Annotated in this window: 21 protein-coding genes; 6 read left to right on the top strand and 15 right to left on the bottom strand. The window is 37.3% G+C overall.

Annotation, left to right across the window (positions count from 1 at the left end):
* Positions 1–260 precede the first annotated feature (260 nt).
* A complete protein-coding gene (locus AA0017_RS01540) occupies positions 261–767 on the top strand; it encodes an N-acetyltransferase family protein (protein ID WP_413378859.1) in 507 nt (168 codons plus the stop codon).
* A 62-nt stretch (positions 768–829) separates the two neighbouring features.
* Here AA0017_RS01540 and AA0017_RS01535 read toward each other — a convergent pair whose 3' ends face one another.
* The 14 genes from AA0017_RS01535 to AA0017_RS01470 form a co-directional block, all read right to left on the bottom strand.
* Positions 830–2,908, bottom strand: a complete 2,079-nt coding sequence (locus AA0017_RS01535; RefSeq protein WP_413378857.1) for a (Fe-S)-binding protein — start codon at positions 2,906–2,908, stop codon at positions 830–832.
* 45 nt (positions 2,909–2,953) lie between these two features.
* Positions 2,954–3,940, bottom strand: a complete 987-nt coding sequence (locus AA0017_RS01530; protein ID WP_413378855.1) for an electron transfer flavoprotein subunit alpha/FixB family protein — start codon at positions 3,938–3,940, stop codon at positions 2,954–2,956.
* A gap of 137 nt (positions 3,941–4,077) precedes the next feature.
* Positions 4,078–4,848 carry an electron transfer flavoprotein subunit beta/FixA family protein gene (locus AA0017_RS01525; RefSeq protein ID WP_413378853.1) on the bottom strand — a complete coding sequence of 257 codons (771 nt, stop codon included), beginning with the start codon at positions 4,846–4,848 and terminating at the stop codon, positions 4,078–4,080.
* Positions 4,849–5,451: 603 nt separating this feature from the next.
* Complete coding sequence (locus tag AA0017_RS01520) at positions 5,452–6,090, bottom strand: TetR/AcrR family transcriptional regulator (protein ID WP_413378851.1); 639 nt, start codon at positions 6,088–6,090, stop codon at positions 5,452–5,454.
* Between the two features lie 215 nt (positions 6,091–6,305).
* Positions 6,306–7,505, bottom strand: coding sequence for an MFS transporter (locus tag AA0017_RS01515; RefSeq protein WP_413378849.1), 1,200 nt, complete (start codon positions 7,503–7,505; stop codon positions 6,306–6,308).
* A 20-nt stretch (positions 7,506–7,525) separates the two neighbouring features.
* A complete protein-coding gene (gene nasC / locus AA0017_RS01510; RefSeq protein WP_413378847.1) occupies positions 7,526–9,658 on the bottom strand; it encodes an assimilatory nitrate reductase catalytic subunit NasC in 2,133 nt (710 codons plus the stop codon).
* A 34-nt stretch (positions 9,659–9,692) separates the two neighbouring features.
* Complete coding sequence (nirB, locus tag AA0017_RS01505) at positions 9,693–11,975, bottom strand: nitrite reductase large subunit NirB (protein WP_413378845.1); 2,283 nt, start codon at positions 11,973–11,975, stop codon at positions 9,693–9,695.
* 16 nt (positions 11,976–11,991) lie between these two features.
* Complete coding sequence (gene nirD, locus AA0017_RS01500) at positions 11,992–12,342, bottom strand: nitrite reductase small subunit NirD (protein WP_413378843.1); 351 nt, start codon at positions 12,340–12,342, stop codon at positions 11,992–11,994.
* A 13-nt stretch (positions 12,343–12,355) separates the two neighbouring features.
* Positions 12,356–14,794 carry a nitrite reductase large subunit NirB gene (nirB, locus tag AA0017_RS01495; RefSeq protein ID WP_413378841.1) on the bottom strand — a complete coding sequence of 813 codons (2,439 nt, stop codon included), beginning with the start codon at positions 14,792–14,794 and terminating at the stop codon, positions 12,356–12,358.
* Between the two features lie 37 nt (positions 14,795–14,831).
* On the bottom strand, positions 14,832–16,229 hold the full coding sequence (cobA, locus tag AA0017_RS01490) for a uroporphyrinogen-III C-methyltransferase (RefSeq protein WP_413378839.1): 1,398 nt from the start codon (positions 16,227–16,229) through the stop codon (positions 14,832–14,834).
* A gap of 242 nt (positions 16,230–16,471) precedes the next feature.
* A complete protein-coding gene (locus AA0017_RS01485) occupies positions 16,472–17,254 on the bottom strand; it encodes an amino acid ABC transporter ATP-binding protein (protein WP_413378837.1) in 783 nt (260 codons plus the stop codon).
* 140 nt (positions 17,255–17,394) lie between these two features.
* On the bottom strand, positions 17,395–18,591 hold the full coding sequence (locus AA0017_RS01480; RefSeq protein WP_413378835.1) for an amino acid ABC transporter permease: 1,197 nt from the start codon (positions 18,589–18,591) through the stop codon (positions 17,395–17,397).
* Between the two features lie 4 nt (positions 18,592–18,595).
* Positions 18,596–19,771 carry an amino acid ABC transporter permease gene (locus AA0017_RS01475; protein ID WP_413378833.1) on the bottom strand — a complete coding sequence of 392 codons (1,176 nt, stop codon included), beginning with the start codon at positions 19,769–19,771 and terminating at the stop codon, positions 18,596–18,598.
* An 87-nt stretch (positions 19,772–19,858) separates the two neighbouring features.
* The gene (locus AA0017_RS01470; RefSeq protein ID WP_413378831.1) at positions 19,859–20,950 is read right to left on the bottom strand and encodes an amino acid ABC transporter substrate-binding protein; all 1,092 of its coding nucleotides are present in this window, start codon (positions 20,948–20,950) and stop codon (positions 19,859–19,861) included.
* 315 nt (positions 20,951–21,265) lie between these two features.
* Between AA0017_RS01470 and AA0017_RS01465 the strand changes: the two genes are divergently transcribed.
* The 5 genes from AA0017_RS01465 (at position 21,266) to AA0017_RS01445 (ending at position 26,134) form a co-directional block, all read left to right on the top strand.
* Positions 21,266–22,243 (top strand): YncE family protein, encoded by a 978-nt coding sequence (locus AA0017_RS01465; RefSeq protein WP_413378829.1) that lies wholly within the window; start codon positions 21,266–21,268, stop codon positions 22,241–22,243.
* On the top strand, positions 22,240–22,929 hold the full coding sequence (locus tag AA0017_RS01460; protein WP_413378827.1) for a response regulator transcription factor: 690 nt from the start codon (positions 22,240–22,242) through the stop codon (positions 22,927–22,929). The genes AA0017_RS01465 and AA0017_RS01460 overlap by 4 nt, the downstream gene beginning before the upstream one ends.
* The gene (locus AA0017_RS01455) at positions 22,930–24,360 is read left to right on the top strand and encodes a sensor histidine kinase (protein WP_413378825.1); all 1,431 of its coding nucleotides are present in this window, start codon (positions 22,930–22,932) and stop codon (positions 24,358–24,360) included.
* A 121-nt stretch (positions 24,361–24,481) separates the two neighbouring features.
* Positions 24,482–25,051 (top strand): copper resistance protein CopC, encoded by a 570-nt coding sequence (locus AA0017_RS01450; RefSeq protein ID WP_413378823.1) that lies wholly within the window; start codon positions 24,482–24,484, stop codon positions 25,049–25,051.
* Positions 25,052–25,054: 3 nt separating this feature from the next.
* On the top strand, positions 25,055–26,134 hold the full coding sequence (locus tag AA0017_RS01445) for a copper resistance D family protein (protein ID WP_413378821.1): 1,080 nt from the start codon (positions 25,055–25,057) through the stop codon (positions 26,132–26,134).
* Between the two features lie 64 nt (positions 26,135–26,198).
* Here AA0017_RS01445 and AA0017_RS01440 read toward each other — a convergent pair whose 3' ends face one another.
* A complete protein-coding gene (locus AA0017_RS01440; RefSeq protein WP_413378819.1) occupies positions 26,199–26,783 on the bottom strand; it encodes a DUF1836 domain-containing protein in 585 nt (194 codons plus the stop codon).
* Between the last annotated feature and the right edge of the window lie 144 nt (positions 26,784–26,927).

The raw sequence follows: 26,927 nt of genomic DNA, 5'->3' as shown, positions 1-26,927 counted from the left end.
GCAGATGGAAAAGCTATGGCGGCTTTTTTTATCTGCTTTTTTATTGTTATTTTATTTGCACCGTCATTCCATCTGCTCTTTTTTCATTACCTATTTCCTTTTGTCCACTCCCGACATCCACGTTTCCATTCCTATTCTGTCAACTCGATATATCCGCTTCCCTAAAAATCTGATAAAATATATAAAATTAGTAATTGGCAATGTCTGCTTACATCTAATCTCTCAGCTAAACTACTATTAAATCAATTGAGGTGGATATAATGAGTCAACCGTTTCATTTTGTCGATGCGACCAGAGCTGATCTAGAAACAATTGTCGACATTTATAATTCAACAATTTCAAGTCGGATGGTCACAGCGGATTTAAATCCTGTATCAGTCGAAAGCAAAGTCGATTGGTTTGAGGAGCATAATCCCAAAACAAGACCGCTATGGGTTATCAAAGATAATGATAAAATTTGCGGGTGGGTTAGCTTTCAATCCTTTTACGGTCGCCCGGCCTATCAAAAAACCGCTGAAATTAGCATTTATTTAGATCCAGACTATCGCGGTCACGGATTAGGAAAACTAGCATTACAATACGCCATTGAAGCTGCACCCACACTTCAAATTCAAACGATTCTTGGTTTCATTTTCGGTCATAACGAACCAAGCCTAAACCTTTTTAAAAGATTTGGATTTGAACAATGGGCCGATTTGCCAAAAGTAGCTGAATTGGATGGAATTGAACGTGACTTGATTATCTTAGGGAAACGACTCCAAGCTTAAACGATATGACAAACAAATAAAAAAACTCCAACTACGTGTTAAACATAGTTAGAGTTTTTTTATTATCCTACTATAGAACGTTCAACGATTTCCACGATATCAAGTGTTTGCACATTTTCTTCTTCAACTGCTTTAACACCATCACTTAGCATCGTTAAACAATATGGACAGCCGCTGCTAATCACACTGGGGTTAACGGCTAATGCTTGCTCCGTCCGTTCGACATTTACACGTTTACCGACTGTCTCTTCCATCCACATTAAGCCCCCGCCTGCTCCACAGCACATTCCATTTTCACGATTACGTTTCATCTCAACTACTTTAACACCTGGAATCGCTTTTAAAATTTCCCTTGGTGGTTCATATACTTCATTATATCGACCGAGGTAACAGGAATCATGATACACGATCGTTTCATTGACTTCATGTTTCGGAACAATTTTTCCTTCTTTAATCAATTTATCAATAAGCTCCGTATGGTGGTACACCTCAACATCCTCTAAGCCAAAATCAGGATATTCATTTTTGAAAGTATTATAAGCATGAGGATCGATAGTCACAATCTTTTTAACCTCATTTTTTTGGAAGGTTTCAATATTAGCGACAGCCAACTCTTGATACAGAAATTCATTTCCGATACGTCTTGGTGTATCACCTGAATTTTTCTCCTTATTACCAAGAATCGCAAATTTCACTCCTGCTTCATTCATTACTTTTACAAAAGATTGAGCGATTTTCTTGCTACGATTATCATAGGATCCCATTGAACCAACAAAGAATAAATATTCAAATTCTTCATCTTTTTTCTTCAGTTGTTTCACTGTCGGGATATACAAATCATCTCGATCATCCACCCATTTTTCACGATCTTTACGGTTAATCCCCCATGGATTTCCTTGGCGTTCAATATTTGTCATCGCCCTTTGAGCATCTGGATCGACCTTTCCCTCTGTTAAAACAAGGTATCTTCTCATATCAATGATCTTATCAACATGCTCATTCATAACTGGACATTGATCTTCACAGTTACGACAGGTTGTACAGGCCCAAATTTCTTCTTCCGTAATAACATCTCCAATTAAATTAACGCCATAACTTGCGGCAACCTCATCCGCCCCTTCACCAGCCACTGCCAACTGATTTGCTTTTGAATTATTAAATAAATACGTTGGCATCCAAGGTGATTTACTCGTAATTGCGGCACCTTTTTCCGTTAAATGATCCCTCATGTGAGTAATCAAATGCATCGGCGAAAGAATTTTTCCGGTTCCTGAAGCTGGACAAACACTCGTACATCTTCCACATTCTACACAGGCGTACAAATCCAATAATTGTTTTTGGTTAAAATCTTCAATTTTATTTTTCCCAAAAATCTCTTGGTCCTCATCTTCAAAATTGATGGAGGCAAGTCGACCAACCTTATGAGTACGTCCGAGAAAAACATTGATCGGCCCAGCAATTAAATGGGCATGCTTGGATTGTGGCACATAAACTAAAAACGTTAATAAAAATAACAAATGAGCCCACCAAAACACGTAGAAAAAGACAACCACGACTCCTAGTGGGAGCCAACTAAATAAAACAGCAAGGCTTGAAGCAACAGGCTCAAAGCCAGTAAATGACTTTTCTAACCAGATCATTTCCATCCCTTTTCCGAGAAGCTTGGAAGTCATTAATCCACCAATAAATAGGAGAACGAGGCCAGCTTTCCATCCTCGTTTTAATCGCGGCAACTTTTCAACATATCGACGATAAAAAGCCCATATGACCGCAATTAAAATCATTACAACGACAAACTCTTGGAAAAGAGCAAAATAGGGATAAAGGGGTCCCAGAGGTAAATGTGCCCCTGGAACGAGCCCCTTATAAATAAAATCTATCGCTCCAATTTGGACGAATAAAAAACCGTAAAAGAGCATGGCGTGAATGATTCCACTCTTTTTATCCTTCATCACCTTTTTTTGACCAAATACATTCACCCAAACCTCATATAATCGTTCTTTCATTGAGTGGTCAAACTCTGCTTTTTTTCCTAGTTTGATAAAGTCATAGCGGGTTTTCACGAGTGAGCCAAACAAATAAAAGGCATATCCAGTTATGAGTAAAAAAGCAATGGTGTTGATGATTAAAAAAGTTGACATTCCTACCACTTCCTCTTGTATATAATCAGTTCATACCCTTTTTTATTAAATCGTTTCTGAGATTTTTAAAACTTTTTTCAGCTCTTCTGTTAGCAACGGAACGATTTCAAATAGGTCGCCAACAATCCCATAATCTGCTATATCAAAAATAGGAGCTTCTGGGTCTTTATTAATGGCAACAATCACTTTGGAATTGGACATCCCGGCTACATGTTGAATCGCTCCAGAAATTCCGCATGCGATATATAAATCAGGCGTCACTACTTTTCCTGTTTGCCCGATTTGTAAGGAATAATCGCAGTATTCCGCATCACACGCTCCACGTGACGCCCCAACTGCACCATTTAAAACATTTGCAAGTTCTTGCAATGGTTTAAATCCTTCCGTTCCTTTTACTCCACGTCCACCGGCAACGACAATTTTCGCTTCGGATAAATCAACACCCTCGCTCGTTTTACGGACGATGTCTTTAATAATCGTACGAATATCTTTAATGTCAACGGAAACTGGTGTGATGTCACCCGTTTTTGACTCATCTACTTCTAGAGGTGCAATATTATTTGGACGAATCGTCGCCATTACGATTCCTTCCTTAATTTTTTTCTTTTCAAATGCTTTTCCAGAATACAGCGGGCGGGTAAAAACGACTTGCCCTTCTTCACTTTCAATCGCAGTTACATCTGAAATGAGTCCTGCTTCTAACTTCATCGCAAGCCTTGGACTCACATCCTTACCGATCGATGTATGCCCTAAAATAATCCCTTCAGGACTCTCTTTATCTATCACTTGTAACAAGGCTTGTTGATAAGCATCTGTCGTATAGTCTTTTAATTTCTCATCATTTACAGTGACCACTCGATCAGCTCCATAATGGAAAAGCTGAGTAGTTAAATTGTCTACATTTTCTCCAAGTAATACGGCTACTACTTCTCCACCAGCGGATAATTCATGTCCAACCGCTAAAGCTTCGAATGAAACTTGACGTAACTCCTGATCCTTTATCTCCGCAACAACCAATACTTTTTTCACCAATGAAAACTCCTCCTTTGAATATAAAGCGAAGCCTGTTCGCTCAGAAGCGAGAAAAAATTAGGGGCGGCTTCTGAAGACGCTTTTTGTCTTCATAAGACGAACCGATTTTTCTCGAGCTTCTAACAGGCGTAGCTCGATTAAATAACTTTTGCCTCAGATGTTAATAGTGATACTAACTCTTTTACTTGTTCAGCCGGCTCACCTTCTAGACATTTTCCTGCCTGCTTTTCTGGTGGTAAGAAAATTTCAACCGTCTCCGTTTTAGCACGCGCATCATCTTCATCTAAATCAATATCATCTAAATCCAATACTTCAAGAGGCTTTTTCTTGGCTTTCATAATTCCTGGAAGAGATGGATATCTTGGCTCATTAAGCCCTTGTTGTGCCGTCACTAAAACAGGTAACGATACTTCTACAGTTTCCTTGTCTCCCTCAACATCGCGAACAATCGTAGCTATTCCATCTGAAATTGATAATTCTGTAATCGTTGTCACTTGTGGGATTTCTAAACTTTCTGCCACACGAGGTCCCACTTGACCAGAACCTCCATCAACCGCAACGTTACCACCAAGAATAATATCGTATTCTTGTTCTTTTAAATAGGTTGATAGAATTAAAGCAGTCGTAAACGGATCATATTCCTCCACCTCTTCACTATTTAAAAGAACAGCCTTATCGGCTCCCATGGCTAAAGCAGTACGAAGCTGCTTTTCCGACTCCTCTTCCCCTACCGTAACAACCGTCACCTCTCCACCATGCTCATCTCGAAGCACGATGGCTTCCTCAATTGCATATTCATCATATGGATTAATAATAAACTCCGCACTTTCCTCATCCACTTTCCCGTTTTGAATTACAATTTTTTCCTCTGTATCAAAGGTACGTTTCATAATTACAAATATATTCATCATTACCCTCCTCAATTATAAAGCGAAGTCCGTTTGCCTAAATGCGAGTAAATGATTTGCAACGCTAAATTTGCTCCTCTCTTTCTTAACGTCTTGTATCTATGGGCAAGACTAATTAAAGAAAGTGCTTTTTCTTAGGCTTCTAACGGGCTTAACTAAAATGAATAGTCTGTTAAATTTTTAAATCCCTCAATAAGAAAGCGTTTACTTTATTTCATATAATAAATAGATACTCTATGGTAAGATAGCATTATCTTATAATTTTACAAACATCCCTCCTATATTTGATTAAATTCGACAAATTCCCTTATTTTTCAACAGACCAGTCTGTCTAAGAAAGCCATAAAAAATTTCCTTAACAATTATGTCTTGGATTCCTTATTTTTATCATTAGTACTTTCTTTAATACTAATTTATCACTCTCCATTAGTCAATATTTTTTATAAGAATTATTAGAAAATTAAAGATAATTGGTTTAATCTTTCACCTTTACTTTTTTGGTAAATGTTTCAATAGGCACCTACGCATCTCCCCGCCTTTTCTTTATGGGAAGGAGGGAGAAACATAATGATTAACAACCCATTTTTAACTCAAATGTCGGCTTTATTTTTGTGGTGCTTGATTCTGTTCAAAATAAGTAGAAAACTGATACTTTTGCTTAGCCTCTTCTGTCAAAAGTGAGTTTAGCGTAAAATCAGCATAAATCACGACAATTTCTTCATTTGAAAAGGGGCCTTCTGGGTTGTACCATTTATACGTCCAGTTCACCATTCCAAAAATCGTCATTCCAATAATCGGTACCGGTAAATTTGGTAAAAACTCTCCTTTATCGACACCCTCTTGAATCACATTATTAATAAGGTCCCTTACTTTATCACGTTTTTTACTTATCGCTTCAAAATATTCTTCTGGCAAATACGTATGATCTTGATAAAAAACTGTTTGATGCGGCTTATACTTTGTAAAGTTTTCTGCTGATGATTTTAAAATTTGTGATAGTTGTTCTGTCGGTGTTTCATTTTTTTCGACCGCTTTTCCTACTTGGTTTAAGGCATAGGATATAAATGTGTCATGAATGATAAATAGCAATTCATCTTTAGATTTAAAGTTATGATAGAATCCACCTTTAGATGTTCCACTTTCTTCAATGATTTTATTTATTCCAACCCCATGATATCCATATTTTTCAAAAAGCTGTAGAGCAGTATCGATAATTCGGTCTCTTGCTGATTTTACTGTCATTTGTTTCCCTCCCATCTATTCCTTATTTTATATGAAATTTGTCTATTGATGCAATTATCAAATAAAAAGAATTATTCGCACGTTGCTAAATATAGCTATGACACTTTTAAGGTTAGCTACTCATAGGCACTTGATCGCTTTAAAATTTATCATACATTAAGAAGCCCTAAGAATCTATAAATTCTTAGGGCCTTTATATATATGTTATCGAATGGTTATGCTAGTTTTTTAGCCATTTTCCACTCTCTCTTCCAACTAAGCTGTGCCCATAAAAGCAAACCTAATGCCAAAAGGGCAACCGCCGATAAAATTAGAAATCCACTTGAATAGCTCCCGGTCCAATCTCTCATAATTCCTAAAAGATTAGGTAAAAAGAACCCGCCAATTCCACCAGCAGCCCCTACAATTCCGGTCACCATCCCAATCTCTTTTTCAAATCTTTGTGGGACAAGTTGAAAAACCGCTCCATTTCCCATTCCAAGAAAACCCATTCCTAAAAAAAGAGCAATTGTCACAAATAAAAGTGGTGGAAGTAAACTGACTGCAAACATACTAATAGCAACCCCAACAAATAACATGCGTAACAATGTCGCTCCCCCAATTTTATCGGCAATTAATCCCCCTACCGGTCGTAAGAAGCTCCCTGCCGCAACAACAATTGTGACAAATTCACCTGCCCGAACGCCAGAAAGAGAATATTGACTGACAAAGAAATAACTTAAAAAGCTGGATAGACCTACGAAACCACCAAAAGTCACACTATATAACAAACAGAAATACCAAGTATCTACTTCTTTAAAGACAAGGAAATAGTCTTTAAGTGGCTTTGGTTTTGGCTGATTAGGTGGTTCTTTTGCCATGAAAAAAAACGAAACCATAACAAGTAGTAACGGGATAAGAGCTAATCCCATCACCCCACTCCAACCGAACACTTCCGCTAACCGTGGTCCAAAAAGGGTTGCTAGCAACGTCCCGCTATTTCCTGCTCCTGCAATTCCCATTGCAATGCCTTGCATATGTGGTGGATACCAACGACTAGCCAGTGGTAAAGAAGCTGAAAAACTTGCTCCTGCCACACCAAGCAAAATCCCAATAGCCACTAATTCACTAATTGTGTTTCCGAATAACCACCCCCAGAAAAGTGGAACCATCGTGATGACCATACCACCTATTGCTGTTTTTTTCGCTCCAAATCGATCGGTCAGTATTCCAACAATAATACGAAAAACCGAACCAGCTAAAATCGGTATTGCGACAATTAATCCTAGTTGTGATGCAGATAAACCAAAATCTACCGTAATATACGCCCCTAAAGCACCAAGAAGTACCCATATCATAAAGCTAATATCAAAATATAAGAAAGCTGACAATAATGATGGCGCATGACCACTTTTTTTAAGGTCTGATAGTTTCACTTACCCCACTCCCTTTTTCTTTATACTAGTGTTAACTTAACAGCACTTACTTTAAAACTCGGCATACGACAAGTTGGATCAAGGTCATCAGCTACCAGTCGATTGACATTCTGCCCTTCGTCCCAATGAAAAGGAACAAATAAGGTATCTTTTCTAATTGTTTTTGTTATTTTACTCCGAACAATAATGGAACCTCGCCTTGATTCTATCTTGACAAGTTTTTGATCTTTTACGTTATATCGAATAGCCGTCTCAGGGTGTATTTCCATATAAGATTCAAAGTTTCTCGCTTCTAATGAAGAGCTTTTACGGGTCTGAACCCCTGTCAAATAATGAGACATTACCCTCCCTGTCGTTAAATAAAGAGGATATTTAGAACAAACGGATTCTTTTGCTACCTCAGGTTTATTAGGTACTACAACCATTTTTGCCCTTCGCTCATCATGAGCAAAACCTTCTTCAAATAAACGGCTCGTTCCTGGATGGTCTACACTTGGACAAGGCCAAAGAAGCCCTTCATTCTCTCGAAGCCTTGAATAACTCATACCATAATAGTCAGCCTTCCCTCCACGACTTGCCTTTCTTAATTCATTAAAGATCTCTTCTGCGTTATTAAATGGAAAGAAACGACCAGCCCCAAGTGTTTTGGCAATCAGACAAAGAATTTGCCAATCATGTTTGGCTTCGCCTATTGGTTTCATCGCTGCTTCTCGAACCGTTACTCTACCTTCAAAATTTGTCATCGTGCCCTCATCCTCCAAATAAGATGTAGAAGGCAAAATCAAATCGGCTAATTTGGCTGTCTCAGATATAAATAAATCAACCGCTACAAGGAAATTTAGTTTGGATAATGCTTGTTTTACAAAGTGAGCATTTGGGTTTGAAACAACTGGATTCGAACAAAGTAAAAACATTCCTTTAATTTCTTCAGTATTGATCTTCTCTATCATTTCAAAAGCAGAGACTCCTTTTCTCGGGAGCTCTTCTTCAGAAATGCCCCATACATTCGCTATAAATTTACGATCCTCCAGATTTTCAATAGATCGATAACCTGGAAGCTGGTCCGCTTTTTGACCGTGTTCTCTTGCCCCTTGACCATTACTCTGTCCAGTTATCGCCCCATATCCACATGCATGTTTTCCAACTTTACCTGTAGCGAGTAAAATATTTAATAAATTTCGAACAGATATGGAGCCATCCGTTTGTTGTTCAACACCTCTGGCACTAAAAATCATACCAGTCTTAGGTGTAGCAAACTCAATAGCTGCACGCCGAATGTCCCTCTCAGAAACCCCTGTAATATCAGATATTTCAGTTAATTCAAGAGAAAGAACCCACTTTTTCACTTCATCAAACCCTTTTGCCCGTTTAGCTAGAAACTCGGAATCAATTAAATCTTCCTGAAAAATAACATGTAAGATTCCATTGTAAAGAGCAGCATCAGTACCAGGCTTTAACTGCAAATGTAGATTAGCAAGCTTTGTTGTTGAGGTTTCCCTTGGGTCTATAGCTATGATAAAAGCTCCATTCTTCTTAGCTTGTTCAAAATAAGGCATCAATGTTGGCTGACATTCTCCGATATTCGTTCCCGCTAAAATTAAACATTCAGCTTCGGGGATTTCCTGTAATCCATTAGTCATTCCGCGATCCATCCCCAAAGTTAAGGTGGCTGCGGATGCTGCGGCAGACATACAAAGTCGTCCATTATAATCAATATATTTCGTTTTTAAGGCAACGCGTGCAAATTTCCCCATAAGATACGCCTCTTCATTTGTAATAGAAGCACTCCCATAGACAGACATTGCATCGTATCCGTATTTTTGCTGGATCTCGGTAATATTCTCTTTAATATAAGCAAGAGCCTCTGTCCAAGAAATCGGAACAAATTGTCCATTTGATTTAATCATGGGCTGGGTCAAACGTTCTTTATGTAGGGCATGTTGATGGGCATGCATCCCTTTTATACATAAACGCCCATGTGAAGTTGGATTCGACTTACCAATGGTTTTATAACGTTTACGATTTCCACTTCTAGATTCAATCAACTGCATTTTACATTGAACACTACAAAATGGGCATTGGCTATCATAGACATGCTCCGTTTCATTCCCCTGCTCTTTTTGACGAAAATAAGCTAACATTTTACCAGTCAAATACTTCCCTCCTCCCCTGCTGTTCAGTGCCTTTTCAAAGCGATGTTAAGAGTTCAGAACGATTTGTTTCATCAAATATGAACTCCCGAACAGAAATTATTCCCATCCGTTGAAACCAAGAGTATAGTGGTTCTAAATACTTGGCTGTCATTCTGTAATAATGAATCAAAGCTATGACCATCTCAAGGAGCATCTCTTCTTTGAGTGTTTTGTAAAACAATAGGTTTTCCTCTTCACCTTGTCCTATGACGGATAATTCTAATCCAAGAGGATAATAGTCAATTCGAAGATCACACTTTGTAACATTGACCCTTTCTCCTAAATAAAAAATTCCGATTTGCACAGTATGTGGAACGATAACCCCTAATAATTTTTTGTCCATTTCAGTAGCTAATTCCAACAATTGTTCTTTATTTTCTCGGAAATCGTTCATCATGAGGACCGGCTGAACTTGATAAAAGTTATTTTTCCTTAACGGTAAATCTAAATCCGTATAAAGGTTTTCCAATTGCTCTTTTTCAATGGAATTGAGTTCGATTCGTTGATCACTACGAACTCTTAAATACGGCACTCGATACCGTTTCATTATTTTAGCCACTCTACTAACCTGTTCAGCTGATATTACTCCCCCGTAGAATTCAGGAGTTAATGCAAACTTTCCGTTGTTTTGCTCAAACACATTTAATTCTTCGTTAGAATAATCAAGCAGTGAAGTGTGAATCATGGTCACATAGTAAGTAAGGACTTTCTGACAAACTTTACATCCTTTCGACTTCATCCAGCCAAGCGTTGAACGAACCTCTTCAACTGTCTCTAAATCTAATTTAATAATCCGTTCGACTACTTCATCTTCAGACAAATCGATACACGCACAGAGTGTCTCTTTTTCACTTTCTAAAGTGGTACTTCCCATTTCTATCGTCTGGAGCATCGCCTTTATTGTTGATGAGCACCCTCCACAAGAACTTGATGCTTTCGTCCTCACTTTAACTTCCTCTATCGTTTTTGCACCGTGTCTAGTAATTGCTTCTTGAATGATTCCTTTAGAAACAGCATTACATTGACAAACTAAATCGGTTTTTTTCAAGTTCTTAACGACATCTTCAACCGAATCTACCATCGTTAATAATTGTTGTTTTCGCTCGTCCGATAAAATTTGTTTATCCACTATATACTCCAAAAGCAATGGACTATTCTGAACTTCCCCGTATAAAATAACTCCTACTAATCGGTCATCTTCAAAAATGAACCGTTTATAGTTTTTTTTAATTTCATTAATGAGCGTTAAGGAATACATCGTTTCTTTTGGCTCGATTATCCCAGCAGAAAAAACATGGACTCCAGATATTTTGAGTTTCGAGGAGACCGTTGTCCCACGATAAACATGTCCTTGAACGCCGCAAAGAATCTGGGCCAATACATGTGCTTGTTCATTTAGTGGTTGGACCAGTCCATATACGATCCCTCGATGTTCAGCACATTCGCCAATTGCATAAACATTAGGGCTACTCGTTTGAAGGGAATCATTGACGACAATTGCTCGATTCGTTTTGATTCCATTAGCTTTAGCGAGTTCAATATTCGGACGAATACCCGCACACATGATCACAATATCTGCTTTGAGCATCGTCCCATCAGTAAAACGAACTCCTTCAACCGTACTTTCACCTACTATTTCTTTCGTTTCTTTTTGTAACCAAAATTGAATCCCTTGATTCTTTAATGTTTCCATAAGTAAATTCGATGCTGTCTCATCGAGCTGACGTTCCATAATACGCTCACCCAAATGCACAACATTTACCTCTAACCCAAGATGGATTAACCCTTTGGCTGCTTCTAACCCGAGAAGACCACCACCAATAACAATGGCTGTTTTTGCATGTTTAGCAAGGGCTGTAAGATGATCACAATCTTCCATCGTTCGAAATGTCCTAACATTTGAAAGTTGACTGCCTGGAATCGGAAGTTTAAGGGGGCTCGAACCAGTAGCAAATACCAAATGGTCATATTCCGTCCTATAGCCTTTGTCTGTTATCAATACATTCGAATCTGGATTAAAATGGACAACTGTTTCTCCCACTCGCAGATTAATATTATTTTTCTCATACCATTCATCTGCATGAATTTTAATATCCTTAAGCTCCTTTTCCCCTTGTAAAACAGAAGAAAGAAGTACTCGGTTATAACTAGAAACAGGTTCACTACCGATAACCGTCATTTCAAACTTATCAGGTGCTTTCCGAACAATTTCTGAAAGAATTCGCGAACCAGCCATTCCATTTCCAATGACAACTAGTTTCTCTTTTTGTCTATTCAAGCTACACCTCCGCCTATCAAAGGAACAAAGAGTTACTTTCATCATCTAACCAAACATATACATCATGACCACTTAATTCGACCTCAAACACTCTAACACATCCATTATCTCCGCCTTCAGCTTCACCTGTTTTTGTATTAATTTTCCAGTCATGAAGAGGGCAAAAAACATGTTGCCCACTGACAATCCCATCTGAGAGGGGACCTCCTTTATGTGGACACCTGTTTTCAATCGCATGAATCGAACCATCCTCTTGTAAAAAAAGGGCTAACTGAAGTCCTTCCAAAACGACATGCTTACCTAAACCTTGAGAAAGGTCCAACCTATTTGCCACCAGCACACGTCTTTTTTCTTCCAATTGTTTCATCCAAATACCCTCCTTAGCTGTTCACATCTACTAGATTTCTCTTGAATAACTTTTCTTTCTTTTCTTCACTGTTAATAATTTCTTCCCAAGGATCTTGATAAGTCGATAAAGCGATATCCATTCTTTCTATCAGTACCGCTCTTTCTTCTTTATCTTCCAAAACAACCTTTTTTATTGAATCTAATCCAAACCTTTCTACCCAATGAGATGTTCGTTCAAGATATTTTGCCTGTTCACGGTAATATTGTAAAAACGCACTGATCGTTTTTATAACTTCTTCAGACGTTTGTACTTTGCAAAGCAACTCTCCTTTTCGTAGATCTACCCCACCATTACCCGCAACATAAATCTCCCAAGCACCCTCTACTCCAACAATTCCTACGTCTTTTATCCCTGATTCCGCACAATTTCTCGGACAGGCTGATACCGCCATTTTCACTTTATGAGGCGTATTTAACCCTTCATATTTTTTCTCTATTAATATCCCTAGACCAATAGAGTCCTGTGTTCCAAATCGACAAAAATTTTCACCTACACATGTTTTTACGGTTCTTAATGTTTTTCCATACGCATAACCGGAGCGCATATCAAGCTCTTTCCAAACCTTTGGCAAATCTTCCTTATTAATTCCTAATAGATCAATTCGTTGGCCACCAGTTACTTTAAGAAGTGGAACATTATAGCGATCAGCAACATCAGCAATTTTGCGAAGTTGAGCTGAATCCGTCACCCCTCCATACATTCGCGGAACAACGGAAAACGTTCCATCATTTTGAATGTTTGCATGAAGTCGTTCGTTAACAAACCTAGAATGACTATCGTCTTCATAATTTAATGGCTCAATCAAACCAAGATAATAATTAAGGGCTGGACGACACTTAGAACAACCATCCTCACTTTTCCAATTTAGTACATTCATGACTTCGTGAATAAAGGTCAATCCAAGCTCACGAATGTTTGCGACTACTTCTTCATGAGAATAGTCTGTACATGTACACATTGGTTCTTTAGCCAGATTTGCTTCTTCACCTGTCGTTAACTCAATTAATTCCTGTACTTGCGGTTTACAGCCTCCACATGAGCGAGAAGCATTTGTACATTGTGTGACCTCACGTACCGTTTTTAAGCCCAATTCATTTATCGCTGAGACAATGTCACCTTTACTAACGCCATTACAACCACAAATAGTTTCTGAATCTAGCATACTAGCAACAGCTGATTCCTTTTGAGCACTCGTCTGCTCCGATGGTAAAATCGCCACTTTATTTAACTTAGAGATGTCTTCTTTCGAACGAAGCATAGATAAAATCCTTGGTGAATCGGAAGTATCACCAAACAGTACACAACCAAGTATACGATTGTCTTGAATGACCACCTTTTTATAGATCCGATCAAACTCATCATGAACTCGAATTGATTTTGTTTTATCTGTATCTATGAAATTACCTGCTGAGAAAACATCGACCCCTGCTACTTTCAGTTGTGTATAAATGACCGAACCTTCATACCCTGGCGTTTGTAGCGTTTGATTTTTTGATTGTTCGCATATATGTGCAGCTAGTACTTTTCCTTGCTCATATAATGGGGCAACAAGTCCATAAACAACCCCCCTATGCTCTGCACATTCACCAACCGCATACACATTAGGTTGACTCGTCTCCATCTTATCGTTAACTTGAATCGCACGACCTATCTCTAACCCCGTTTTTTGTGCTAGTTGAATGTTTGGTTTGATACCGACTGCCATCACAACAAGATCAGCCTCTAACTTTGTACCATCTTTAAACAACAAACCTTCAACCCTTTTCCCTCCTAATAACTTTTCTGTTTGTTTATTTAAATGAAATCTCATTCCTTGATTCTCTAACTCTTCTTGAAGCATTTTGGCTGCGGTTTGGTCAAGCTGACGTTCCATTAAAAAGTCATTAAGATGAACCACATCAACTTCCATCTCTAAATTTAATAAACCTCTCGCTGCCTCTAACCCGAGTAACCCTCCTCCTATGACCACTGCTCTCTTATACTTTTTAGCTGTTTCCATCATCGTTTCACAATCTTTAATGTTTCGAAAAGCAATGACTCCCTCTTTATCTGCACCAGGAAGAGGGAGCATAAAAGCATTAGAACCAGTCGCAAAAATGAGCCGATCAAAGGACTGATTAATTCCAGTTGCACTTTTAACGATTTGTTTTTTGGGATCAACGGATACGATAGGATCTCCCGTATATAACTGAATCTGGTTATCTTCATACCACTTATAATTATTTAGAACGATATCATTTACACCCGCATCTCCTTGTAAGACAGAGGATAAAAGGATGCGATTATAATTTGGTTGAGGTTCCTCTCCAAATACGGTAATTTCAAATCGATTAGGCTCTAACTTGATAATCTCTTCTATGGTTCGAATTCCGGCCATTCCATTTCCAATTAATACGAGTTTTTCCTTCAAATTCGATCCTCTCCTTTTGTTCTGAGTCTGTTAACTTCTATATTGAATGAAGAGTTAGTAAGTTCTCTTCCATGTTCAATAAATCGATTACTTCAACATTCCATTTTTCCGAGAAATGATTAACAGCATTTGTTTCTACATTATTTATTAATAGTTTAAGTGGGGCCGAAAAACCTTGGAATCTTATTTCTTGAAAACAATGTTCGAGTGCCCTTAGCTCCTCTTCACTCTCACACAAAAGTGCATTAACATGTCCTTCCTCTAAGAGTCGACTTATAGCCATCTTTGTAACGGGTGATAGTGGCTCTGTTGAAGAATCACAACCGATACGTATATGCATTAAATGCTTCTGTTCTTCTGCAAAATCAACTTGGAATCCATAACGATTAAACTCCTTTAAAACTTCTGTTGTTCCAGCTAATAAAGGGGCTTGCAATTCACGAATGTCGTATCCTAACTCTACTAGCTTTTGTATAAATGCTCTCACATGAATCGTTTCAGAAAATACGATCCCTTGTTGAGGAGAGGCTTTAAAAGCGGCATGAACGACATCCATTGTCACTTCTCCATTTTTTAAGATACTCAATGAATACCGATATAAATCTGCACCATTTTCTCGAAACGTAGTCATCAATGGAGTTTCTTCTTTTGTAAAGGTTAATATCCCCCATCCTGAGTAAGGCTTCTGGCTAAACCATGAGAATTTCTCCCTCATTGAAACGATGTCACCCACAACAATCATCGCTGGATTTTTAACCTTTGCACTTTTGACCTTCCTATGAATATTCGATAATGTGCCTTCTACTGTTTTTTGCCTGCTATATGTTCCCCATTGAATAACGAGAACTGGGGTTTGAGCTGATTTCCCTTTATCGATTAATTCTGTTGTGATCGTTTCAATTTCACTAATGCCCATATAAAAAAGAATCGTATCAACGGACTGTGCCAAAGCTTGCCAATTGACCTTAGGTTTCCCTAACTGATTATGACAATGACCCGTTACAACTGCAAAGGAAGTCGAGTAATCTCGATGTGTAACAGGTACTCCAGCATACATGGAGGCTGCAATTCCTGAGGTAACCCCTGGTACAATTTCATAAGCAACTCCATTCTTCTTTAAGAAAGCCGCTTCTTCTCCAACTCTTCCAAATACAGCTGGATCTCCTCCTTTTAAACGCACAACTTGTTTTCCCTTTTTTGCGTGGATAAGCATTTCTATTTGTATATCTTCTTGGCGTAGTGTATGTTTACACGGTTGCTTGCCACAATAAATAACTTTCGCCTGATTATTCGCTTCCATCAACAAATGAGGATTAACAAGTCGATCGATGATGATGACATCTGCTTGTTCTAATACGCGTTTTCCCTTTATCGTCAATAACTCGATATCCCCTGGACCTGCTCCTACCAGGAATACTTTTCCTTGTTTACTCATTTACTCTCCCCTTTCAAAGGATTGATAATGACTAAAGGTTAACAAAGAATTATTTGAAAAGTGGAAAAATTGTCATATTACTTCACAAAGAGATTTTATTGCGGTAATACGTTATATGACGAAATACCCAGTTTGTATATTATGCATTTTATACAACGTTAATTAGCCCCAAAGCAATGATTGCTTTGGGGCTTAAAACGATAGCTATACAAGAATTTCTAGTATCATACTTTAACTTTTCTTTAGATAATTTTTGATAAAAAGAGCTTTGTTCGTTCATGTTTTGGGTTATCAAAGAGTTCTGTTGGAGTACCTTGTTCAACAATCACTCCATCATCAAATAAAATAATTCGATCAGCTACCTCACGGGCAAATCCCATTTCATGAGTCACAACAAGCATCGTCATTCCCGTATTACAAAGCTCCTTCATAACATCTAATACTTCCTTAACCATTTCTGGATCAAGGGCTGATGTTGGTTCATCAAATAACATAATCTTAGGTTGCATAGCCAGTGCTCGAGCAATGGCTACTCGCTGCTGTTGACCACCGGAAAGCTGACCAGGATATTTATTCGCTTGCTCTGGAATCCCAACACGCTCTAGTAAACCTAAGGCGATTTCTTCCGCTTTCTTTTTTGGCCACTTCCGCACCCAAATTGGTGATAATGTAATATTTTTTAATATCGTTAAATGTGGAAAGAGATTAAATGATTGAAATACCATTCCTGTTTCCATTCGAATCGCATCACGTTTTGCAATATCATTGGTTAACGGAATCCCATCCACTTCAATTGTCCCTTCTTGAATTTCTTCTAGAGCATTAATCGTACGAATAAAGGTCGATTTTCCAGAACCTGATGGACCGAGAATACAAACGATTTCTCCTTGTTTAATCGAAACATCTACATCTTTTAATACGTGGTGATTATTGCTGTACCATTTATTAATTTTTTTACATACAATAATGTCTTCTCTTTCCTCTAACGGAATACTCGGATCAAAATCATCAACAGCAATTTTCATACATATATCCTCCTTATTTATAAAGCGTAGCCTGTTCGCTCAGAAGCGAGAAAAAATTAGGGGCGGCTGATGAAGACGCTTTTTGTCTTCATAAAGATGACCGATTTTTTTCGAGCTTCTAACGGACGTAGCTGGACTAGTTAATGAGTTACTTTTAAAGATTTTTCAATTCGTTTACTTACAAGCGACATGAAATAGCAGAATATCCAGAATATTAAGGCGACAAATATATAAATTTCTTTTTGAGTTCCTAAAAATGCTGGATTCGCCATAACCGCTCTCCCTATGCCTAATAAATCAACAACACTTACTAAAGCTACTAGCGTTGTATCCTTAAATATGGAAATCGATTGACCGACCATTGATGGCACGGTTATCCGTAATGCTTGTGGCAAAATAATAAAGGTTGTTCTTTTCCATGCATTTAACCCTAAAGCATCTGCTGCCTCATACTGACTTCTCGAAATCGATTGTAGACCACCACGCACATTTTCTGCAACATAAGCTGAATTAAAAATGGTCACGGCAATAATAATTCGAATTAAATTATCAACCTGAAAACCAGCTGGTAAAAATAATGGGAACATGAGCATTGCCATTGCTAATATAGCAACTAAAGGTACACCACGAATCGTTTCGATAAAAATAACACAGAACACTTTAATAACAGGTAATTTACTCCTTCTTCCTAATGCCAGTAAAACGCCGATCGGGAAGGAAACAACAATGGCTGTTCCTGCAATAATAATATTAAGTAATAGTCCCCCCCATGCATTTGTTCGGACAGTTGGTAATATCCCAAACCCATTCATTAGAAAAATAAACAATGGATATAAAAGGAGCCAACCTACGAGAGTAAATTTTTTAACCTTAGGAAATTTATGTCCGACAATCATTCCTAAAAAGGCAATTAAGATTCCGCCAACTAACCATGCTTTAGAGCTCCATGCCACAAATGGTAAAAATAAAACTAAAGTTAATAAAGCGTTAAAAAAGTAAAATACGATTCTTAAAATACCATTTCGATAAGCCCCATATGATAAACCAATTAAGAGCATTAATATTAATAAACTTAGCCAAGGTCTCCACATTTGAGCAAGTGGATATTGACCTACAAAAAAGAGCTTAAAGTTCTCAGCTATTACTGACCAATTGGCTTGAGTGAATACCCATGTAAAGACAGAATTTAATAATAAAACAATCACAGTGGCTGATACAATCGTTAGAATGGAGTTAAACCAACCGCTAAATAAATTAGCTTTAAACCAACCTGTCACACTTTGTTTTCCCTTCACCATTGGTCTTGAGTTTGTGGAAGTTTCTAAATTAGGATCCATATTCTCACCTCTCTACCAATCTGGTCATGTGATTGTAAATATTCATAATTAATGCTGTGAGCAAGCTGATTGATAAGTAAATAACCATCCAAATAATAACGATTTCCACCGCTTTACCGGTTTGATTAAAAATCGTTCCTCCAATCGCATACAACTCAAAATATCCAACAGCAACCGCCAAACTTGAGTTTTTTGTTAAACCTAAATATTGACTTGTAATTGGAGGAATAATCGTACGTATCGCCTGTGGAAATGTGACAAAGCGTAAAATTTTTCCACTGCTAAGCCCTAGTGCACTAGCTGCTTCAATTTGCCCTTTTGAAACAGATAAAATTCCTCCACGAACAATTTCAGCAATATAAGAAGCCGTATAAAAAACAAGTCCACATAAAATGGCGGCAAATTCTGGATTAATACGATTTCCTCCTGAAAAACCTAACCCTTCAATCGAAGGGATTGTAATCGACCAAGGTCCCATTCCTGTACTCAGTAATCCTATTATACAGAAAGCTAAAAAGACACCGATTCCAGTAACTAATGGATACTTTCTGTTCCCTGTTTCAATTTGCTTTTTCAATAATATCTTCCTCGTTATGTAGGCAATTGCTACACCGCCAATAAGCAAAACTAACCATAAAGTACTTCCATTCCATTCCAACCAAGGGAATGCAAATCCTCTATTCGAGAAGTAGAAAACATTAAAGATTGGTTCCGTTTCATTTAATCTAGGTAACGTTAAGAAAAAGGCAAAATACCAAAAGAAAATTTGCACTAAAACTGGGGTATTACGGAAAATTTCTACATAAGCACCTGATAATGTTTTAACTAACCAGTTGGATGACAAGCGACAAATCCCAATTATAACTCCTAAAATCGTCGTTAAAATAATTCCAACAAAAGCAACACGCAATGTATTTGCAACCCCTACTAATAGAGCTCTTCCATACGTATCGGCTGGCGTATAATCAATAATAATATCACCAATCGCAAAGTTTGCCGTTGAAGACAAAAAGGAGAAACCAAAACTTAAACCAGCACGGCTTAACCCATTGGCTGCATTGTTAATAAAATAAGCAGCGGTTAAAATCACAGCCACTAAAAATAATACTTGCCAAAAAATACGGATAACAATTCTATTTCTCCATAACGGAACACTAGGTTGCACTTTCACTTTAGCCACAAATTTACCTCCTTCGAGTAATTTCACCAATTTTTGATAAGAAAAGAGTCTGCCAACTTTATGTAGCAGACTCTATCCAATTCAAACCTATCTAAATGGAGGTGAATATAAAATTCCGCCATCAGTATAAAGTGCATTTAGTCCACGCTCTAAGTTGAAAGGACTTTCTGTTCCAATATTACGATCAAAGATTTCTCCATAGTTCCCAACTTGTTTGATGATTTGATAAGCAAAATCCTCTTCAAGTCCTAACTGTGCTCCATTTCCAGGTTCAACACCTAAGAAACGTTGAATATCTGGATCTTCACTATCCAAGAAGTCATCTACATTTTCAGAAGTCATTCCAAATTCTTCAGCTTGGATTGTTGCCATTACAGACCAATACATTACTTCAAAGAAACGAGTATCGCCGTCTAAAACAGCAGGTCCAAGTGGCTCTTTCGAAAGAACAACATCCATAATAACATGTCCATCTGGGTCAGCTAATACTTCATAAGAAGCAACTAGCCCCGACTGGTCTGTTGTCCATGCATCCACTGTACCAGATTCATAGGCCGCAATTAAACTATCACGGTCAGCAAATAATACAGGTTCAAAATCAACTCCACGCGCTCTCATTTGGTCGGTCAAGTTCAACTCAGTTGTTGTTCCTTGCTCAACCCCAATACGAGCACCTTGTAAATCTTCTAAAGTAGTAAATCCTGCATCAGCAGGTACCATCATTCCTTGACCATCATAGAAAGTCGTTGGTCCGAAAGCCAACCCTACTTCAACATCACGTGTTAAAGTCCACGTAGTGTTACGAATTAGTACATCTACTTCACCTGACTGTACTGCGGTAAATCGTTCTTGAGCAGATAAAGGTCGATATTCAATAGCATCCTTATCTCCAAAAATGGCCGCTGCCATTACTTGTCCAAATTCCACATCAAATCCTTCTTCTTCACCAGCAGAATTAAGATAACCGAATCCAGGTAACGTATTATTTGAACCAAGAACTAAATGTCCTCTGTCCATTACTTCTGCTAATTTACCACCACTTCCGGTTGTTGTTTCCGTTGTTTCTGTACCATCGTCATTAGCTGGATCATCTGTCGTTGCTTCTTCTCCCGAGCACCCTACGATAATCATTGATACTAATACGATCATTCCTAGCATAAGTAAAAAACGTTTTTTCACGCGATAAATCCCCCTTTTTCTCATTTGAGTTGACCTTACCTTACTAGTTATAACGAAAAATTCTGAATAATACACCGATATTGTCATATAATCTGACTCACTTTTCAGAATATATAATTTATTCTAATAGAAAACGCTTTCTTTTAGAAGCTTTTTTTTCTTTTTTTATTTAAACAATACAAAAAAAGGGAAATTATCTGACAGAAAGCTTAACTAATTATCAATCAAACCGTATGGCTTCAATCTTTTTTCACATTTCCATGCTAAAATAGGTTCATAATATGAAAGAGGACGTTTAGAATAAGGAGTTTTATTATGAGACGATGTTTGCTAAGTAATCTAACACTTTGTTTACTATTAATTACCCTGACGGCTTGTTCAAAAGAAACGTTCGAAAAGCCTGATACAAATAATCCATATTTAATTCTTTCTCATGTCAAAGATTCAAAGTTATCTTATATTGATCTCTTAACTGAACAAAAGATCATGACCATTAAAAATCCATATTTATTAACTCATTTTGAAAAAGTGAGTGCAAATCAATTTTTGGCGACAAGCCCTCAACATGATTCACTCCTCCTTTACAATTTTGAAGACGGTTCAATACAGAATTTTGTCACCCTCACTCAAGGATTAACAGATATTGCTTTTTCACATACAAATAATATCGTCTATCTTTCAGATGTGGAAAATAATTTGATCCATGTGGTCGATTATGAAACAGAAGAATGGGTCGATTCGATTCAAGTTGATGATTATCCTGCGGAAATGGTGCTCGATGAACAAAACAAACGACTCTATGTTTTACATTCTTCTAGCCATAATATTGTTACGATTGATTTAACGGAAAACAAAATTATTGAACGTTTTAATGTCATTGAAAGACCTTCTGGTATATATTTTGATGAGGAATTTATTTGGGTAGGTGGACATGGTGCCTTTGGTGAATTAAATCAAACCATTTATGGCTATTTACCGAATGGTGAATTGGTTCACAAAATCGATCTAGGACTGATGCCAATTGCTTTATATAGTGATGAGGACAATGCTCTTCTTTACGTACTTTGTCATGGTGATCACGCCCTTTATAAAGTAGATTTAGAAAGGCAAATCGTCATTGATTCAGTAGAAGTTGGACAAAACCCAAACTTTTTAACAAGCTATACTGATTCCATATATGTTTCGAATTTAGATGGACATACCATAACCATCGTGAACAAACAGACATTTCAAACAGAAACTTTACCTGTACACGAGGGACCGTACAGTATGATTGTGGAGGATCAATCATGAACAATCGCCAAAAAATATTATTAATTGATGATGAAATACAATTGCAAAATTTAATCGCGACTTACTTAAAAAAAGAAGGGTATGACGTCCATACTTCTTCAAACGCTGAGAATGGCCTTGATTTTTTTAAAAAGAACCAAACCTCGATCTCCTTAATTCTCCTCGATATTATGCTTGAGGATATGGATGGATTTACTGCATGCCAAAAAATTAGAGAGCTTTCACCTGTACCGATCATTATGCTGACAGCACGTGCTAGTGAAGACGACCGAATAAAAGGGCTAAAACTAGGAGCTGATGACTATGTTGTTAAACCTTTTAGTCCAAGGGAATTAATGGCTCGAATTGAAGCAACTTTGAGAAGATCTCAAAGTTTTTCAAACTGGAATAATCGAATCCAAATGGGAGATTTGGAAATTGATGAAGAAGGTAGACAGGTCTTTATCAACGCTCAGATGATTAATTTCACTCGCAAAGAATATGATCTTTTCCTCTTTTTATTAAAACATAGAGGACAAGTATTCTCGAGAGAACAGTTGCATGAACGATTATGGGGGTTTGACTCTGAGTTTGGCACCCTTCGTACAGTTGATACTCATATAAAAACGCTACGTCTCAAATTAAAAGATCATAATACACTCATTAAAACCGTTTGGGGTGTCGGCTATAAAATTGAGGGAATATAAATGAAAAATTGGTCGATTAAAAAGAAGCTTTGGTTGACAACAATTGTCATGATTTTGTTAATTGGAACAATGACGGTATGGCTAACTTACTTTTTGTATCAAAATTTATATGTCGAAAAACAAGTTGAAATGCTCCTACAGCAAGGGGAGCAAATGGAAAAGAGCTATTATGAGCACGGGGCCACTCCTGCTTTTTTTAATCAGCTTGAAACGATTAATTGGCTCAATGACCCGGCAGATATTCAAATGTTGTATACCGACGACCCAATGCTGTTAAGTAGTGGAACACCTTTTGAGCCGTTCTCAGCAGAGCAACTAATTACGTATGAAGAAAGACAACAAATGCTAGAAGGAAAAACAATTATTTTAATTCGTCCACATCCATTATTTCAACAAGATATACTAGGGATTGCCATCCCTTTATTAGAGAACGATTTACTTAATGGGGCCCTTTTTTTATCAATGCCACTTTCTCAAATGTATGAACCTTTCCAACAAATTCAAATCCTTTTATACTGTGTTGGAATCACTCTTTTATTACTTGTCATCTATATCGTGGCTCGCACGATCCGAAATATTTCGGATCCGCTTCATGAAATGAAACAATTAAGCAGCAAAATGGCGAGTGGCGATTTTAGTGAACGAATTAAGGAAGACCGAGGGGGAGAAGAATTAATTCAACTAGCCAAATCTTTCAATTCTCTTTCTTCATCGTTAAATGAAGTCGAAACAAACAGAAGAGAGTTTCTTGCCAATGTCTCACATGAATTACGAACACCACTAAGTTATATGAAAGGCTATGTAGAAGCTGTAGAAGAAGGGGTTATTGAAACTAAAAAAGGACTCACGATTATCCAAAAAGAATCCGAAAGATTAGAACGAATTGTCCACGACTTGCTTGATTTGGCTCAATTAGAAGGAGATTCTTATCCATTAAAAAAAGAACCGATTGCGTTAGCTCAACTGATACATGACGTTTGCACATCGTTTGAATACATCATTCATAAAACGAACGTCCAAATAGGCTTGCAATTGGATGAAGAGATTATCATATTCGCTGATTACGACCGTCTAGAGCAAGTCATTCGCAATTTATTAGATAACGCTCTACGCTTCACACCTGTTGGAAAAAAAATCACGATTCTTCTTCAAAGTCAGGGAGATGACGTCGAGTTAAGCATTCATGACCAAGGCAGTGGTATTCCAAAAGTCGATTTACCAGCGATTACAGAGCGTTTTTATCGGGTTGATAAAGGAAGGACACGAAAAGATGGTGGAACAGGACTAGGACTTGCGATCGTCTCTCAAATTATTAAACGTCATGGCGGCAAATTAACGATCGATTCGACAGAAGGTAGGGGAACAAACGTGAACATTTCTTTACCCGTAAACAACGTTGAAAACAATCATATCCATTGGGATAAGACGTAAAATAAAAAGAGAGAACCCTCTCTACAAAAGTGAACATTTTTTTAACAAGCCAATACTTCACGAGCATTTCACAATTCCTTGCTACATTAAAACAGGCGAAAAAAATGAAGGAGAGGACAAAATGAAAACTAAATTATCTTTAAGTATGTTTTTTATATTCGTTGTATTACTTATATTACCTAGTCATAGTATGGCACACACTCATTTAGAAACATCGATTCCTGAGGATGGAGAAACATTAGATACTCTTGTTGAGGAAATCATCTTAGAATTTGATGGTGGAATTGAACCGTTTGCCAACATCGAAGTCATAGGTGACACAGGTGAGGAAGTAGAACTAGCAGATATCCATGTTGAACAAACAAGAATTGTCATCGTACCATCATCACCACTTGCTTCAGGCATTTATTCAGTTGATTGGTCCATCATTAGTGAAGATACACATCAGATGGAGGGTACCTTTTCATTCACTGTAACCGCTGATGAGGTTGTGGAAGAAGAGATAACAGAAGTAGTAGAGGAAGTAAAAGAAGAAGGAGATACTCCTTCTGAAAACGAGACGGAAGAGTCTATTAATGAATCAAGCTCAGACTCGTCCGCTCCCTCGTTTCCATGGCCAGTCGTATTCATTATCGTCGCTGTCATCATTGGAATTTTTATCATTATCGTGATGATGAACAAGAAAAAATAATTGATGATCGAGTTAAGTAACTTTTTCACCTATTTAGTCATTGCTCTTGCGGTGGGGATCTTAATTACTACATTAAATCAGAAAAGACTTCCTAGCATACGATTCACTCGCGCGATTATGTATATAAGCATTATAAGTATTGTCCTATTAACTTTTGTACCGATTGTTCAGCTTGCTCAGATGTTGCACTCACAATTCTCCGTTCCAATAAAAGAAGCACTCGTCAATGTAATCACAACCTTTCAAGTTGGTCATACTTGGATAACCATCGTTGTGATTTCGAGTATTCTATTAATCATTCAATTCGTTCGAGAGAAAATACCTAATAAGCTTGCCGTTTGGGGGCAACTGACATTATGGCTATGTATAGTTTATTTTATAAGTCTCTCAAGTCATAGTAGTGCATCTGATGGTCTGATAGGAATCCTATCTCATTTAATTCATATCATTGCTTTTGCGATTTGGATTGGACCGTTACTCATTGTTTCTTGGTTAACAAAACCTCTCAATGATTTAAAAGCTTTTCATAGATGGTTCTCACCACTAGCTTTTATAGCGGTTTCCCTAATCATTTTATCAGGGCTTATTTTAATGAACACGTTAGTACCAAATTATATCGAAAGCTGGTCTGTCTCGTACGGACAATATTTACTCATTAAGCATCTTATGTTTATTCCGATTTTGCTGTTTGGTATCCGACATGTTTTTTTGTTAAAGTGGAATCCACTTCATTTAAACGAAAAACAAATGCAGCTTTCATTTAGGTGGGAATCGTTATTTGCCGTCATCATTTTTGCTATTTCTGCTTGGATGACAGAGCAACCCCCACCTCATGAAGTCGATGTAGGTACCGAACGCTCACCATTATTTCTACTATTCCATTCCTTTACAGGTAGTGAAAATAATGTGGTCATCAATTGGTCTTTAACCGGAAGCCCCTTATTAGCAATCGGATCACTCTTCATTATCTGGATAGGTTACCAATTGATTCAAAAGAAAAAGGTCATGATTCCTATTATTTTGATGCTTATCATACTAATCGTGATATATACAGGACTCATGCTGAGCGTAACGTTCATTTAGAAAAATCCTCTGCCAATTCAGAGGATTTTTTTGCTATATCTAAAGATTTAATTACTATCACGCCTTACACTTCTTTGTCTGATTTTTGGGCTAATTGGTCAATTAACTTCTCAGCTGTTCGTCTATATAAATTGCTCATATGAATACAAGATAAGATGAGCATACTTTGTTTTAACTGTTCTGCATTAAGATTGTCCACCTGCTCAAAAACCTTATCTACTTCTTTTTCTTTTTTATTTATTTCCGTAAAAAAGTCCTCTAGATTTTTTTCTTGTACCATTAAATAAGCTTGAAAACTTTCCTCTAGTTGTACAGATTCATCCCCTAGTTGTTGATTCCAAACTGCGAGAGTCATCTTAATATCCGTTAAAGAAAGGGCTCCTTTTAACTCATAAACAAAATTCATTAAAATAAGATGATTTTTAGAGTACTTTTTATTTTTAATCGGTGGTAACAGCTTACCCTTCGCATAATTATTTATCATCGTTTTAGTTAAGATTTTTTCGTCTTCATCTCGTTTCGACTGACGATACGTTTTTTCAAACAATTGAATCACTTGATCCATATATAAATCAAGGTCAGGAATATCTTCCAATTTTAATTGTTTATCTAAACCAAGATTCTGTAAAATCTCTTCCATGTTTTCCATTCTATTCACCTAACTTTTCTAATCATCCTTTTATTTATTTTACTTGAAAAAAATAAATAAGTAAACGTTGACTACATGACGATATACATATATCATTGTAAGTAGTTATTAAAACTACTTACAATGATATTAGGAGGTTTTTAT

It is taken from the genome of Alkalihalobacillus phoenicis, from assembly GCF_047302405.1.
GTDB lineage: Bacteria > Bacillota > Bacilli > Bacillales > Bacillaceae_D > Alkalihalobacillus.
Note: the sequence above shows the minus strand (reverse complement) of the source record. Positions and strands in the feature narration are given on the sequence as shown.

What these genes read in the sequence shown, in the direction of transcription:
- AA0017_RS01540 (WP_413378859.1), top strand. Translation starts at nt 261, where the DNA reads ATGAGTCAACCGTTTCATTTTGTCGATGCGACCAGAGCTGATCTAGAA.
- AA0017_RS01535 (WP_413378857.1), bottom strand. Translation starts at nt 2,908, where the DNA reads ATGTCAACTTTTTTAATCATCAACACCATTGCTTTTTTACTCATAACT.
- AA0017_RS01525 (WP_413378853.1), bottom strand. Translation starts at nt 4,848, where the DNA reads ATGAATATATTTGTAATTATGAAACGTACCTTTGATACAGAGGAAAAA.
- AA0017_RS01520 (WP_413378851.1), bottom strand. Translation starts at nt 6,090, where the DNA reads ATGACAGTAAAATCAGCAAGAGACCGAATTATCGATACTGCTCTACAG.
- nirD (WP_413378843.1), bottom strand. Translation starts at nt 12,342, where the DNA reads ATGAAACAATTGGAAGAAAAAAGACGTGTGCTGGTGGCAAATAGGTTG.
- cobA (WP_413378839.1), bottom strand. Translation starts at nt 16,229, where the DNA reads ATGAGTAAACAAGGAAAAGTATTCCTGGTAGGAGCAGGTCCAGGGGAT.
- AA0017_RS01485 (WP_413378837.1), bottom strand. Translation starts at nt 17,254, where the DNA reads ATGAAAATTGCTGTTGATGATTTTGATCCGAGTATTCCGTTAGAGGAA.
- AA0017_RS01480 (WP_413378835.1), bottom strand. Translation starts at nt 18,591, where the DNA reads ATGGATCCTAATTTAGAAACTTCCACAAACTCAAGACCAATGGTGAAG.
- AA0017_RS01465 (WP_413378829.1), top strand. Translation starts at nt 21,266, where the DNA reads ATGAGACGATGTTTGCTAAGTAATCTAACACTTTGTTTACTATTAATT.
- AA0017_RS01460 (WP_413378827.1), top strand. Translation starts at nt 22,240, where the DNA reads ATGAACAATCGCCAAAAAATATTATTAATTGATGATGAAATACAATTG.
- AA0017_RS01455 (WP_413378825.1), top strand. Translation starts at nt 22,930, where the DNA reads ATGAAAAATTGGTCGATTAAAAAGAAGCTTTGGTTGACAACAATTGTC.
- AA0017_RS01450 (WP_413378823.1), top strand. Translation starts at nt 24,482, where the DNA reads ATGAAAACTAAATTATCTTTAAGTATGTTTTTTATATTCGTTGTATTA.
- AA0017_RS01445 (WP_413378821.1), top strand. Translation starts at nt 25,055, where the DNA reads ATGATCGAGTTAAGTAACTTTTTCACCTATTTAGTCATTGCTCTTGCG.
- AA0017_RS01440 (WP_413378819.1), bottom strand. Translation starts at nt 26,783, where the DNA reads ATGGAAAACATGGAAGAGATTTTACAGAATCTTGGTTTAGATAAACAA.